At 66.7% G+C, this 13,409-nt stretch carries 11 protein-coding genes; 3 read left to right on the top strand and 8 right to left on the bottom strand.

Going from position 1 to position 13,409, the window contains the following annotated elements; all coding sequences use genetic code 11:
- The 3 genes from GJ695_RS26265 to GJ695_RS26255 form a co-directional block, all read left to right on the top strand.
- Positions 1–1,178 (top strand): sensor domain-containing diguanylate cyclase (locus GJ695_RS26265; protein WP_154370035.1); only part of this gene is annotated, 1,178 nt, incomplete at its 5' end.
- Positions 1,179–1,232: 54 nt separating this feature from the next.
- Positions 1,233–2,726, top strand: coding sequence for an ATPase domain-containing protein (locus GJ695_RS26260; RefSeq protein WP_154370032.1), 1,494 nt, complete (start codon positions 1,233–1,235; stop codon positions 2,724–2,726).
- Positions 2,727–2,728: 2 nt separating this feature from the next.
- Complete coding sequence (locus tag GJ695_RS26255; protein ID WP_154370030.1) at positions 2,729–4,258, top strand: hybrid sensor histidine kinase/response regulator; 1,530 nt, start codon at positions 2,729–2,731, stop codon at positions 4,256–4,258.
- Here GJ695_RS26255 and GJ695_RS26250 read toward each other — a convergent pair whose 3' ends face one another.
- The 8 genes from GJ695_RS26250 to GJ695_RS26215 form a co-directional block, all read right to left on the bottom strand.
- The gene (locus tag GJ695_RS26250) at positions 4,259–4,996 is read right to left on the bottom strand and encodes a hypothetical protein (RefSeq protein ID WP_154370028.1); all 738 of its coding nucleotides are present in this window, start codon (positions 4,994–4,996) and stop codon (positions 4,259–4,261) included.
- A 148-nt stretch (positions 4,997–5,144) separates the two neighbouring features.
- Complete coding sequence (locus tag GJ695_RS26245; RefSeq protein ID WP_154370026.1) at positions 5,145–7,043, bottom strand: MFS transporter; 1,899 nt, start codon at positions 7,041–7,043, stop codon at positions 5,145–5,147.
- A 107-nt stretch (positions 7,044–7,150) separates the two neighbouring features.
- Positions 7,151–8,710, bottom strand: coding sequence for a PepSY-associated TM helix domain-containing protein (locus tag GJ695_RS26240; RefSeq protein WP_154370023.1), 1,560 nt, complete (start codon positions 8,708–8,710; stop codon positions 7,151–7,153).
- On the bottom strand, positions 8,707–8,976 hold the full coding sequence (locus GJ695_RS26235) for a hypothetical protein (protein WP_154370021.1): 270 nt from the start codon (positions 8,974–8,976) through the stop codon (positions 8,707–8,709). Before GJ695_RS26235 ends, GJ695_RS26240 begins: the two co-directional genes overlap by 4 nt.
- Positions 8,966–9,238 (bottom strand): hypothetical protein, encoded by a 273-nt coding sequence (locus GJ695_RS26230; protein ID WP_154370018.1) that lies wholly within the window; start codon positions 9,236–9,238, stop codon positions 8,966–8,968. Before GJ695_RS26230 ends, GJ695_RS26235 begins: the two co-directional genes overlap by 11 nt.
- Before the next feature lie 11 nt (positions 9,239–9,249).
- Positions 9,250–11,394 (bottom strand): TonB-dependent receptor, encoded by a 2,145-nt coding sequence (locus GJ695_RS26225; RefSeq protein WP_154370016.1) that lies wholly within the window; start codon positions 11,392–11,394, stop codon positions 9,250–9,252.
- Between the two features lie 85 nt (positions 11,395–11,479).
- The gene (locus GJ695_RS26220; RefSeq protein ID WP_229260340.1) at positions 11,480–12,760 is read right to left on the bottom strand and encodes a sensor histidine kinase; all 1,281 of its coding nucleotides are present in this window, start codon (positions 12,758–12,760) and stop codon (positions 11,480–11,482) included.
- Positions 12,757–13,395, bottom strand: coding sequence for a response regulator transcription factor (locus GJ695_RS26215; RefSeq protein ID WP_154370015.1), 639 nt, complete (start codon positions 13,393–13,395; stop codon positions 12,757–12,759). Before GJ695_RS26215 ends, GJ695_RS26220 begins: the two co-directional genes overlap by 4 nt.
- Positions 13,396–13,409: the final 14 nt, after the last annotated feature.

The raw sequence follows: 13,409 nt of genomic DNA, 5'->3' as shown, positions 1-13,409 counted from the left end.
CCCGGCCGCTGAACGCCTTGAGCCGCGCCATCGAGGCGCAGCTGGCGGCGCCGGCCGGCGCGCCGACGCTGCCGGCGCTCCAGCCGGTCGCCGCCTTCCATGAAGTGCAGGTGCTGTCGCACGCGCTGGCGGAAATGCTGCGCACCGAGCAGATCCACCTGGACGCCCTGCGCGGCCTGAATGAAAAACTGGAATCCACGGTGGCCGAGCGCACCCGCGAAATCGCCCGCAAGGCGCTGCAGCTGGAACGCGCGCTGGGCCAGGAACAAAGCACGCAGCAACTGCTGCAGGAGCGCGCCGCCGAACTGCGGGCGATCCTGGACAACGCCCACGACGCCTTCATCGCCCTCGATCCGGGCGGCGTGGTGCGCGAATGGAACCGCCAGGCCGAAAAGCTGCTGGGCTGGACCCGCACGGAAGTGATCGGCCAGCCGCTGGCGGCGATGATGCTGCCGCCGCTGCTGCGCCGCGCCTACGAGCGCGACATGCGCACGCTGGCCGAGTACGGCGATGGCGCCACCATCCCGAGCCGGCGCGTGGAGCTGATGCTGCACAACCGCGCCGGCCAGGAGCTGCCGGTGGAGTGCTCGCTGGCCTATGTGCCGCGCAGCAGCGGCCACCTGTTCATCGCCTTCCTGCACGACATCAGCGAACGCAAGTCGCTGTTCGCCTCGATGGAGGAAATGGCGCTGCGCGATACCCTGACCGGCCTGCCCAACCGCCGCGCGCTGATGAAGGCGCTGCCGGAGGCGCTGCAACGCGCCAACCGTTCCGGCCAGCGCTGCGCCGTGTTCTTCCTCGACCTCGACCGCTTCAAGCAGGTCAACGACCGCTACGGCCACGAGGAAGGCGACGAGCTGCTGCGCCAGTTCGCCGAGCGCGTGCGCGGCGCGGTGCGCAAGACCGACACCGTGGGCCGCCTGGCCGGCGACGAATTCGTCGTCATCCTGGAAATGCTGGCCGACGACGAATCGGCGCAGGAAGCGGCCGACAAGCTGCTGCCGGCCTTGCGCCAGCCGTTCACGCTGAAAACCACCAGCGTCACCCTCAGCGCCAGCCTGGGCATCGCCGTCCACCACCCGGACGACCCGCAGGACATCGAGCTGCTGCTGGCGCGCGCCGACCGCGCCATGTACCGCCACAAGCAGCAAGGGATTCAGCAGCGCGCTCGCCGTTAGCGGTTTCAGGTAGCATGTCCTGGACATCAATCCTCGTCCGGGACTGCCCACCAAATGGAAGAACAAAACAGCCAGACCACCGATTTCCTCTCCACCGGCGTACCCGGCCTCGACGACGTGCTGGCCGGCGGCCTGACCAGCGACCGCCTGTACCTGATCGAAGGCGAACCGGGCACCGGCAAGACCACGCTGGCGCTGCAGTTCCTCAACGAGGGCGTGCGGCGCGGCGAATCGACGCTGTACATCACGCTGGCCGAAACCCAGGTCGAGCTGCGCAGCGTGGCGCAGTCGCACGGCTGGGGCATGGACGGCATCCACATCGAGGAAATCATTCCCGACGAACGGGCGCTCGATCCGGACCAGCAGTACACCATCTTCCATCCGTCGGAAATCGAACTCGGCACCACCACCCAGCGCATCCTGAAGGCGATCGACACCTACAAGCCGCGCCGCGTGGTGCTCGACTCGCTGTCCGAGCTGCAGCTGCTGGCCGAAAGCCCGCTGCGCTACCGCCGCCAAGTGCTGGCGCTCAAACAGTACCTGAGCAGCCGCAACTGCACCACCATCCTGCTCGACGACCGCACCGCCCTGTCCACCGACCTGCAGGTGCGCAGCGTGGCGCACGCGGTGCTGACGCTGGAACTGGCCGACCAGTCCTATGGCGCCGAGCGGCGCCGGCTGCGCGTGGTCAAGTACCGCGGCGTGGCCTTCCGCGGCGGCGCCCACGACTACAAGATCATCAAGGGCGGACTGTACGTCTATCCGCGCCTGGTGGCGGCGCATTCGCGCGAGACCACCAGCCGCGACCAGCGCTCCAGTGGCCTGCGCCTGCTCGACACGCTGACCGGCGGCGGCCTGGAGGAAGGCAGCAGCACGCTGATCTCCGGCCCGTCCGGCACCGGCAAGTCGTCGCTGGCCACGCAGTTCGTGCACGCCGCCACGCAGCGCGGCGAAAAATGCGCAATGTTCCTGTTTGAGGAGGCGCGCAACAACCTGCTTAACCGCTGCCGCAATCTGAACCTCGACCTGACCGGCGCCCTCGACCGAGGGCTGCTGATGGTGCAGCAGATCGATCCGGCCGAACTGGCGCCGGGCGAATTCGCCAGCGCCGTGATGCGCTCGGTGGAGCAAGGCGCGCGCATCGTCGTCATCGACAGCCTGAACGGCTACCTGAATGCGGTGCCGGACGAGCGCTTCCTGATCACCCATCTGCATGAGCTGCTGACCTTCCTCGGCCAGCGCGGCGTGGTCAGCATCATCGTCGGCGTGCAGCAAGGCATGGTGGGCGGCCACATGAGCAACGCCATCGACGCCAGCTACCTGGCCGACAACGTCATCATGCTGCGCTACTTCGAGGCCGAAGGCGAAGTGCGCCAGGCCATCTCGGTGTTCAAGAAACGCGGCAGCGCGCACGAGCGCACGCTGCGCCGCTTCGAACTGGGCCGGGACGGCCTGCGCGTGGGGCCGGTGCTCAAGGAATTCCACGGCGTGCTGACCGGCGTGCCGACCTATCACGGCCCCGGTCCCGTCGGACCGCAGCCGGGTTGAGCATGGAAACGCGCATCCTGATCTACGCCCCCACCGGCCAGGATGCGCCGCTGGCGGCCAAGGTGCTGGCCATGGCCGCCATCGACAGCCATGTCTGCGCCACCCTGCCGGAACTGGCGCAGGAACTGGAGCGCGGCGCCGGCGCCGTGCTGACGGTGGAGGAAGCGCTGCCGCGCGGCGGCTTCCAGCTGCTGCAGCAATGCGTGGCGCACCAGCCCGAATGGTCGGACCTGCCGATCATCCTGCTGACGCACAACGGCGCCGATTCGCCGGTGGTGCGGCAGGCGGTGGCCGGGCTGGGCAACCTGAGCCTGATGGAACGCCCGGTGCGCACGCTGACCCTGATCACCGCGCTGCACGCCACGCTACGCGCGCGCAACAAGCAGTACCAGATCCGCGAGGCGGCGCGGCGCAAGGATGAATTCCTCGCCAGCCTGGGACACGAGCTGCGCAATCCGCTGGCGCCGATCCGCACCTCGGTGTCGCTGCTGACGCATCTGTATCCGGACGCGGCGCCGGTGGCGCGCATCCGCGACATGGTCGAGCGCCAGGTGCGCCTGCTGACCCGGCTGGTGGACGACCTGCTCGACGTCGCCCGCATCACCAGCGGCAAGATCACCCTGCAGCAGCAGGTGGTGTCGCTGGGCGCGGTGATGAGCCACGTCAGCGAATTGTGCCAGCAGGCGGCCGACGCCAAGCGCATCCACATCGCCTGGCAGCTGCCGCCGAGCGAGATCATGCTGCATGTCGACTACGCGCGGCTGGTGCAGATCGTCGCCAACATCCTGTCCAACGCGGTCAAGTTCACGCCGCAGGGCGGCCACGTGCTGGTGCGGGCGGCGGCCGACGACGGCCAGCTGCTGGTGACCGTGCGCGACGACGGCATCGGCCTGGAGGCCGAGGCGATCGGCCGCATCTTCCGCATGTTCGAACAAAGTAATACGGTCAACGGCCAGTTCTCCAGCGGCCTGGGGATCGGCCTGAGCCTGTCGCGCCAGTTCGCCGAAATGCATGGCGGCTCGGTGGACGCCTACAGCGCGGGCCCCGGCCAGGGCAGCGAATTCGTGATCCGCCTGCCGGTGCTCGACAGCGCCGGCGCGCGCCACGCGGTGCCGCTGGCGCAGCAGGCCAGCACCGACGGCCGCAGGATGCAGGTGCTGGTGGTGGACGACAACCAGGACGCCGCCGATTCGCTGGCGGCGCTGCTGGAAATCGACGGCTTCGACGTGCACGCCGTGTACGACGGCATGGCCGCCGTCGCCGCCGTCGAGCGGCAGGCGCCGGACATGATCATCATGGACCTGGGCATGCCCGGCATGGACGGCTACGAGACGGCGCGCGCGATCCGCCAGAAGCCGGGCGCCGAGCGCATCCTGCTGCTGGCCCTGACCGGCTGGGGCCAGGGCGACGCGCGCCGGCGCACCGTGGAGGCGGGCTTCGACCATCACCTGGTCAAGCCGGTGGAACTGGAGCAAATCGTCCGCCTGGCCGGCGCGCGGCAGAACCGCGAACAGGTCCAGGCGGCGCGCTGATTACTGCGGCTTGACCTGGACCGTGGCGCCCAGCAGGAACCAGGCGTTGGTGGCTTCATAGCCGGAATCGGCGCCCAGCACGATCCACAGCTTGCCATCCTTGTCGGCGGTGACCGGGATGGCCTCGGTCGAGGCGCGCGTCGCCTGCGCCCATTCGCCGCCGTTGCAGCCCAGGCCCTCGATGCCGAGCCGGCCCAGCACCTTGCCCTGCGTCCCCGGTTCGGCGTTGTTGCCGCGGTCCAGGTTCAGGCGATAGCGGCCGTCCGCCTGCTTGACGGTCTTCGGCTCGTCACCGGCCGCCGCGGCAACCATGAAGATGTCATTGCCGCGCGAACCGCCGACGCCGGCGCAGTCGGCGGAGGCGTCGGTGGCGTAGGTCATCGAGAAGCTCAGGTTGTACTTCGCGCCCGGCGCGAAGCCGCCCACCTGGTGCTTCACATAGGTCAGCACGTCGTCGCTGTTGTTGTGGACGGTCAGGAAATAGCCCTTGCCTTCCAGCGGCGCCGGCAGCTTGGACCAGCCGTAGCCGGTTTCGCTTGGCTCGTCGGGATCGCCGTAGTCGGCCACGCCCGGCGTCCAGCCTTCGATGCCCTTGGTGAAATCGACCGTGATGGTGGAGGCCACCGGCGTGGGCGGCGGCGCCGGCGGTGAGGTGTAGCTGGCGTCGTAGCCGCCGCCGCAGGCGCTCAGTGCGAGCAGGCTGGCCATCGCCAGCGCGGAGTATGATTGGTTTGTCATGTAGTTTTCCCTGGTGGTAGACAACGCCCTCGTGAGGCGCCGCACCGCAGTCTAAAGAAAACTTGTCAAGACGGACATGTAATTTGTAAGCGATGGTAAGTTACATTTTTTAACCACTATGACATGGACTTTTTTGGCGAATTCGCCCTTATTTCCAGTCGCCGCGCAGCGCCGCCACGCGCTGCTTCAAATCGTCCGGCGTCACGTCCTGCGGCGCCACCGGCGCGCCGACCGCCAGTTCCAGCCGCGAGCGCATGCCGGCGCGGAAGGCGCGGCCGAACACGTTCTCGCGGTTGCGGCTCAGCAGATGCGTCCACAGGCCGCGCAGCGCCATCGGAATCACCGGCACCTTGCTGCGTTCGACGATCTTGGCGATGCCGCCCTTGAAGTCGTTGATGTCGCCGGTGCGCGTCAGTTGCCCTTCGGGGAAGATGCACACCAGCTCGCCTTCGTGCAGCGCCTGGGCGATATCGATGTAGGCCTTCTCCATCAGCCACGGGTCGTCCTTGGCCGGCGCGATCGGAATCGCGCGCGCGGTGCGGAAGATCCAGCCCAGCAGCGGCAGCTTGAAGATGCGGTGGTCCATCACGAAGCGGATCGGCCGCGGCGCCGCCGCGCCGATGACGATGGCGTCGACGTAGCTGACGTGGTTACACACCAGCACCGCCGCACCTTCGGCCGGAATGCGCTCGGCGTCGACCGTGTACACGCGGTGCACGGTATGGATCAGCAGCCAGGCCAGGAAGCGCATCAGGAATTCCGGCACCAGCGAGAAGATGTAGACCGCCACCACGGCGTTCAGCAGCGCCGTCACCAGGAACAGCTGCGGAATGGTCATGCCCTGCCCCAGCAGCACGATCGCCAGGCCGGCCGCCGCCACCATGAACAGCGCGTTGAGGATGTTCATGCCGGCGATGGTGCGCGAGATGTGCGCCGGATCGCAGCGGGTCTGGATCAGCGCGAACAGCGGCACGATGAAGAAGCCGCCGAACATGCCGATCATCAGCACGTCGAACAGGATGCGCCACATGCCGTGCTGCGCCAGCAGCGCCAGGGCGTCCAGGTGCACGCCGGCCGCCGCCGTGGTGCTGTAGCCCAGGCTGGCGAAATACAGGTCGATGCCGAACACCGTCAGGCCGATCGAGCCGAACGGCACCAGGCCGATCTCCACCTTGCGCCCCGACAGGCGCTCGCACAGCAGCGAGCCGCTGCCCACGCCCAGCGAGAACACCGTCAGTAGCAGCACGAAGGCGCCGTGGTCGCCGTGCAGGTAATCCTTGGCGTACACCGGGAACTGCGCCAGCACCAGCGCGCCGTAGAACCAGAACCACGAGTTGCCCAGCATGGACAGGAACACCGTGCGGTTCTTGCGCGAGAAATTGATATTGCGGATCGATTCGCCGACGAAGTTCCAGCTGATCTTCAGCTCCGGCGCCGGCGCCGGCGAGTCGGGAATGCGGTAGGCGGCGGCCAGGCCCAGCGCCGCGACAAAGATGGTGGCCAGCGCCTCCAGCATCAGGCCGTGCGGCTGCTGCACCACCAGCACCGCGCCCAGCACCTCGCCCATCAGGATGCCGACGAAGGTGCCCGTCTCGGTGACGCCGTTGCCGCCGACCAGTTCCTCCGGCTTGAGCTGCTGCGGCAGGTAGGCGTATTTGACGGGACCGAACAGCGTCGAATGCACGCCCATGCCCACCACCGCCGCCACCAGCAGCCACAGGTGATGGGTCACCCAGCCGATGCCGGCCACGCACATGATCGCCACTTCCAGCCACTTGACGAAGCGCGTCAGCCCGGACTTCTCGAACTTGTCGGCCAGCTGGCCGGCGGTGGCCGAGAACAGCACATACGGCAGGATGAACAGGCCGGGAATCAGGTTGGAGATGGTGGACGGGTCCAGCGTGGTCCAGCTCAGCGCATCGAAGGTGATGATGACCACCAGCGCGGTCTTGAACAGATTGTCATTGAACGCGCCGAGGAACTGGGTCCAGAAAAACGGCGCGAAGCGGCGCTGCTTCAGCAGGGAGAACTGATTGGGCTGGCTCATGGGAATGCGTATCCGTTCAATATGAAGTTTCCGGAAAGATTGAGCGGATTATAACCGCATGCCGTCGCCGTCCGGCATGCGGTGAAGCGCGCGGCATGTGAGCAGGATCAAGCCGCCTGCTGTATGGCTTCCTGCGCCGATGGCGCCTGCCGCAGCGACCACACGCTGTGCGGGTCGCCGTGGCGGCCGCGGTGCAGCGCGGCGCGCGCCATCTTCCAGTACAGCGCGGCGAACAGCATGGCGACGATGGCGACGCCGGTCACCACGCCGTCGCCCTGCACCAGCGCCAGCAGCGGGTTGAGGCCCGTGTGCCACCAGTGCGCCAGCGGCACCGCCAGCGTCAGCACGGCGCACAGCGTGAGCAGCTCGTGCGCGGCGCGCGCCGGCGGACGGACGAAGGCCCACAGTACGCAGCCGAAGAACAGCGCGTAGTAGCTGCGCTCCTCCCACAGCGGCAGTTGTCCCGCCGGCGCCAGTTTATTCGCCAGGAACACCGCCGACACGCCGGCCACGCAGCCCAGGCAGATGCCCAGCGTGGCCTGCGCCATCAGCTTGCCGCTGCGCGGCTGCACCAGCTTCTGGCGCTTGCGGCGCGCTTCGATCCACAGCAGGTTGCCGCTGTAGAACAGGAAGGCGCCACCGACACCCAGCACAAAATAAGTCCACTTGACCGCCAGGTCGCCGAAGCTGCCGAAGTGCAGCGCCTGCAAGCTGCGCAGGAAGCGCGTGCCGGCGCTGAAATTCTCCGGCATCACCACCCGTTGCAGCTTGCCGCTGCTGGCGTTCAGCACCACCGCGCCCATGTCGGCCACGGTCTGCTGGTGCATGTGGCCATAGGCCTGCATCTGCGCGTTGGCGTCGCCGGCCCGGTGGTAGACCAGCGTTTCGATGTCGATGCCCGGCGCGGCGCGGCGCACTTCGGCCAGCAGTTGCAAGGCCGGCGCCAGCGGCGCGGCCACGCCTGCGGCCCTGGGCGGCGCGGCGGCAGTGATGTCCGGCCCCACCAGCTGCAGCAGCTTGCCGTCGAAGATCAGGTACTGGAACGGCGCCAGCAGGATGATCCCCAGCGCCAGCACCGCGCCGCTCCACGCATACATCACGTGGAACGGCAGCGACAGCATGCCGATGGCGTTGTGCGCGTCCTGCCACATGCGCTTGATGTTCTTGCCGATGCGCAGCGCGAACAAGTCCTTGAAGAAGGTCGGCGCGTAGATGATCACGCCGCTGGCCAGCGCCAGCCCGTACAGGATGCACACCACGCCCAACACATAAATGCCCCAGCTGCGCGGCAGGCCGGCCGTGTAATGCAGGCGGTAGACGAAATCCACCAGCTGCGAACGTTCGCGGAATTCTTCCAGCTTGCCGCCGGCGTCCAGACGGAAGTGGCGTTCATCGAATTCCAGCACCATTTCCGGCTCGAACTGCGACGGCATGCGCACGTAGAAGTTCTCCTTCGCCTTCGGATTGGCTTGCAGCACGGCGTCGATCAGCAACTGCGGATCGCGCTGCGGCGCCGCCGCCTGCGGCAGCGGCGTCTCCCATGCATGCAGCTCCTCATGGAACAGCGTCACAGCGCCGGCATAGAAGGCGATGAACAGGCAGAAGCCCGCCACCAGTCCCACCCAGGTATGCACCGCGATAAAGGTACGTAAAGTGGAGGACTTCATGCGGCGATCCTTACCAGGCCGCTGGCCTTGAGAAAATGCAGCGCTGCGTAGCCGGCAATGGTCAGGCCGCCCATCCACAGCCAGGCGCGCAGCCCGGTCCTGAACAGGAAGGTGCAAGTCATCACAGCTATCCACACCAGGAAGAACAACAGCAGCCATGGCAACGTGGTGCTGGCCTGGTCATGACTGAGCAACGCGGCAAAGCCGACCACCAGCACCGACAGCGGCATGCCGAGGAAGACAGCGGCGGTCGACTTACCCCACATGGCGCGCTCCCTTCCTGCGCCACGCATCAAGATATGGCAGCGCCACCAGCATGGTCATGAAGCCGGACAGCGCGATGCACACGCCGCACCAGCCGCCATAGGTATCGACCGCCGTGGCGACCGAGCCCACCGCCAGCGGCACCGCCAGCCAGCGCAGGAAAGCCTGGCGCCGCAAGGCCGCCGGCCACAGGGTCTGGTGCGGCGACGCCAGATAGAGATTCAGCGCGGCCAGCGCCGCGACACCGATGCAGATCCAGTTCATCTCATCCTCCGTTACAGCGCGCCCTGCACGCCAAAGCCGAACTGGCGCGCGGCGCCCAGCGCCACGTTATAGCGGCCGGTCACCGACACCAGCTTGTTGGCGGTGATGTAGGTCTGGTTGGTCAGGTTGCTGCCATAGGCGAACAGCGTCACGCCCTTGGACACTTCATAGGTCGCCTTGCCGCCCAGCAGAGTGTGGCCGTCGTTGCGGTCGACGTTTTCCGCATCCATGAAGGTGCCGCTGGCGTGTTGCAGGTTCATGTTCAGCATCCAGCGCCCCGGCGTCCAGCTGAAGCCCACCGACTGCGTCTGTCGTGGCGAACGCGCGAACTGGTGGCCGCTGTAGTCGCCGGCCGGCGCCACGAAGTCGATGAACCTGGTGCGCGCCAGGCCCATTGCGCCGAAAAGTTCCAGGTTGCGCGCCACCTTGCCGCGCAGTTCCGCCTCCAGCCCCTGCAAGCGCGAGCTGCCGGCGTTGACGAAGTAGGTATCCAGCGAGTTGGCGCCGACGTCAACCTGCTGGTCGGTCCAGTTGACGCGATACGCGTTCACCGACACCACCAGGCCGTTGTCCATCGCGCCTTTCAGCGAGGCCTCGTAGTTCTTGGTATATTCCGGACCGTAGGAGTGCGAGCCGCGCTGGTAGCTGTAATCGACGCCACCGGTGCGGTAGCCGCGCTGCGCGGTCAGGCCGGCCCCCCATTCCGGCGCCAGCGCATAGCGCACGCCGAACTTGGGCAGCCACACCGAGTTGTCGGTGCTCAGATCCTGCACGCTGTCCGGCGCGAAGATGCCGCCGCGGATCAGCTGCGTGTAGACCTGCTTCGCCAGCGCCGAGGTGCCGTTGGTTTCCGATTGCAGGATGCGGTTCTGGCGCTCGCCGTCGAAACGGATGCCGGCGGTCAGCGTCATCTTGCCGACCACGTAATCGGCCTCGCTGTAGACTGCGCGGGTCTTGCTGGCGTTGTCCTGCATCTGGCGGCGGTTGATGAAGTCCGCGCCGTACAGGGCGTCGCAGGTGGCCTGCACGCGGCACTGCCCGGTCAGTCCCAGCACATACGACACCGGCACCGTGAACAGATCGTCGCCCGCGTAGTACTGCTGCGAGTAATACAGGCCGACCACGCCTTTCAGCTTGTTGCCGAACACCTGCGTGTCGAAATTGGCGCGCGCTTCCTGCACCCACTGGCGATCGATGTTCTCGCCGTCGCGGTAGCCCTGCTTCAGCTCCGTGCCGTCATAATCCTGGATGCGCGTGTAGCGGTTGTGCGAATAGGTGGTCAGCAACGTGATGTCGGAACCGAAGGCGCGGAAGGTCTGCTCCAGCGCGGCGGAACGCGTGTGGTTCTCGGTGTTGCGCGGCTCGTTGGAGAAGTTTTCGCGCGCCGATGCCGGCACCTTCACAGCCTCCACCGTGTTGTAGCCCTGCTCCTGCTTGTCGTCCACCAGCGTCACCAGCGCCTGGTAGTTGTCGCCCCACGGCGTGATGCGCAGCTTGCCGCGCAGCGTATGGCCGTCGTCGTGGTTGGAGCGCTTGTCGTCGCGGGTCGGATTGTAGACATCGCCGTCGCGCTTGCGCTGTTCCAGCGTGATGCGGCCGGCCAGTACCTCGTCGACAATCGCGCCGCCGCCAGCCAGCGCCACGCGATGTGCATTCTGGTTGCCGGCGCTGACGCGGTAGCTGAAGTCGCGCACGTCGGATGGGTCGCGGGTTTTCAGCACCACCGCACCGGCCAGCGAGTTGCGGCCCTGGTTGGTCGACTGCGGACCGCGCAGCACTTCCACGCGGTCGGCGTCCCACACGCTCAGGTTGGCGATGTCCTGGCCGAAGCCGTCCTGCGGCACACCGTCCACCACCAGCGTGATGGTCTTGCCACCGCCGCCGGTCGGGCCGTAAGCCTGCACGCCGCGGATCGACAGGTTTTCGGCGGTGCCGACGTTGGCCATCTGCGCGGCCACCTCGTCCAGCGAGGTCATGCCGGACTCCGCGATCTGCCGGCGATTGCGCGCACCGACGCTGGCGCTGCTGTCGATCTCCGTGCGTTTCAGCTTGTCGCCGGTGATCACGACCTGCTCGATCGGATCGGTTTCTTCCGCATGTACCGCCCAGCCAGCCATGACTCCGGCCAGCGCCACCACCATTACCTTGACGCGCATTTCCCTGATTCCCCTATTTTATTGAATGAGAATTATTCCCAAATACGAATATTAAATGAGAATCGTTTACATTCAAAGAGAAATTTTATCGAATTGGCATGACAATATGAATACACGTGCCGGCCGCCAGCCCGGTATCGACCGTGATCCGGCCGTTGAAGGCATACACGCGCTCGCGCATGCCGACCAGGCCGATGCCGGAGGACGCCTGTGCCAGATCGAAACCGGAGCCGTTGTCGCGGATCCGCATGCGCAACTCGCCCTCTTCCAGCGCCAGCGTCACCTCGGCGTGCGTCGCCCGTGCATGCTTGACCACGTTGGACAGTGCTTCCTGCACGATCCGGTACGCGGAGATAGCAATGCCGCTTTCCATCTTCGAGAAGTCGCCTTTCGCCTGCAGATCGAAACGGCAGCCGCTGCGCACGCTGTCGTAGTGGCGGACCATCTCCTCCACCGCGCCGTCCAGGCCCAGCATGTCCAGCACTTCCGGCCGCAGGCGGCGCACCAGCTGGCGTCCGCTGTTGTACAAGCCCAGGGTCAGCTTGATAATGGATTGCGCCTTGTCGCGTACCTCGCCTTCCAGACTAAGGTCGGCGATGCGCTGCGCCTCCAGCCGCGCCGCGATCAGCGTCGCGTTCAGTTCATCGTGGATTTCCAGCGCGATGCTCTGGCGCTCGTCCTCCACCGCCGTGTTGACCTTGCGGATCAGCCGGCGCTTCTCGGCGTCGGCCTCGCGCAGCGCCTGCATCGACGCGTACAGCGACGCGTTCAATCCCTTGGCCAGTTGCCACGCCAGCAGCATGCAGGCCAGCAAGCCGATGCTGCCGACCAGCAGCTCGACATAAAACCTGCGCGTCTGCTTGAGCAGCAGCGCCGACGGCGACATCGTCACCCGCACATAGCCCATGGTCTCCACCGTCATGCCGCTGGCACCGGACGGCCCGTCCTTGCGATACGGCTTGCCGTCCGGTCCCAGCATCGCCACCCACATCAGGCGCTTGAGCACCGGCGCCTCGTAGTAGCCGAGCTGCGGCTCAACGCCGCCGGTACGCGCGGCCGCGTGCACCAGTTCGCGCCGCTGGGCGTCCAGCACCTCGATGCGGTAGATGCTCGGATCGGCGCGCAGCAGGCCGTTGATGGTCAGCTTCAGATCGTCATAGCGGCGCGACACCAGGCTGAACTCGCTGCTGTCGGCCAGCACCTTGGCCACCAGCGGGCCGCGCTCGGCCATCTCCTCGCGCACCTCGCTCAGGCGCGACTGGTAGGCGTACCAGACGAAGGTGCAGAACAGGTAGGCCAGCGGCAGCGCTGTCATCGCCATCAGGCGCGTGCGCACGCTCCAGTGGCGCCAGTGCCAATGCCTCAAGGCTCAATCAGCCCATGCTTGACCGCCAGCCGCGTGATATAGGCCGGCCGGTGCACGCCCAGCTTTTCCTTCACCGCCTGGCTGATGTTGCTGATGGTTTTGGTGGAGACGTCCAGCTTCTCGGCGATCTCCGCGTTGGTCAGGCCTTCCGCCATCAGCGTGAAGATTTCCAGCGCGCGCTCGTCGAGCTGCGACTGCGGCGACGCGTCGCCGCGCACCGACAGGTTGGCCAGCCGTTCGGCGATGTGCGGCAGGAAGTACAGCTCGCCCTCATGCGCGCGCCGCACCGCCGCCGCCAGGTCGGCCGGATCGCAATCCTTGGTCATGAAGGCGCGGCCGCCGAGGCGGTAGGTTTCCTTGATCAGGCTGTCCTGGTCGAACTGGCTGAGAAAGACGATGGCGGCGGATGGCGTGTGCGCCAGGATCTGCCGCGCCACGTCGAGTCCGGTCAGTTGTTCGCCGAAGCGGATGTCGAGCACGGCCACGTCCGGCTTCAGTTGCTGGAACTGCGCCAGCGCCTCCGCCGGCGTGCGCGCCTGCGCCACCACCTCCAGCCCCTGCCCTTCCAGCGACATGGCGAAGCCCGTCATCACGATCGGGTGATCATCCGCCAGCAGCACACGTATTTTCTTCATTTTCTACTCCCAAG

It is taken from the genome of Duganella alba (assembly GCF_009674495.1).
In the GTDB taxonomy this organism is placed as follows: domain Bacteria; phylum Pseudomonadota; class Gammaproteobacteria; order Burkholderiales; family Burkholderiaceae_D; genus Rugamonas; species Rugamonas alba.
Note: the sequence above shows the minus strand (reverse complement) of the source record. Positions and strands in the feature narration are given on the sequence as shown.

Bases quoted from the DNA above. Each gene is read 5' to 3' on its own strand.
- GJ695_RS26260 (WP_154370032.1), top strand. From the start codon at position 1,233: ATGGAAGAACAAAACAGCCAGACCACCGATTTCCTCTCCACCGGCGTA.
- GJ695_RS26255 (WP_154370030.1), top strand. From the start codon at position 2,729: ATGGAAACGCGCATCCTGATCTACGCCCCCACCGGCCAGGATGCGCCG.
- GJ695_RS26250 (WP_154370028.1), bottom strand. From the start codon at position 4,996: ATGACAAACCAATCATACTCCGCGCTGGCGATGGCCAGCCTGCTCGCA.
- GJ695_RS26245 (WP_154370026.1), bottom strand. From the start codon at position 7,043: ATGAGCCAGCCCAATCAGTTCTCCCTGCTGAAGCAGCGCCGCTTCGCG.
- GJ695_RS26240 (WP_154370023.1), bottom strand. From the start codon at position 8,710: ATGAAGTCCTCCACTTTACGTACCTTTATCGCGGTGCATACCTGGGTG.
- GJ695_RS26235 (WP_154370021.1), bottom strand. From the start codon at position 8,976: ATGTGGGGTAAGTCGACCGCCGCTGTCTTCCTCGGCATGCCGCTGTCG.
- GJ695_RS26230 (WP_154370018.1), bottom strand. From the start codon at position 9,238: ATGAACTGGATCTGCATCGGTGTCGCGGCGCTGGCCGCGCTGAATCTC.
- GJ695_RS26225 (WP_154370016.1), bottom strand. From the start codon at position 11,394: ATGCGCGTCAAGGTAATGGTGGTGGCGCTGGCCGGAGTCATGGCTGGC.
- GJ695_RS26215 (WP_154370015.1), bottom strand. From the start codon at position 13,395: ATGAAGAAAATACGTGTGCTGCTGGCGGATGATCACCCGATCGTGATG.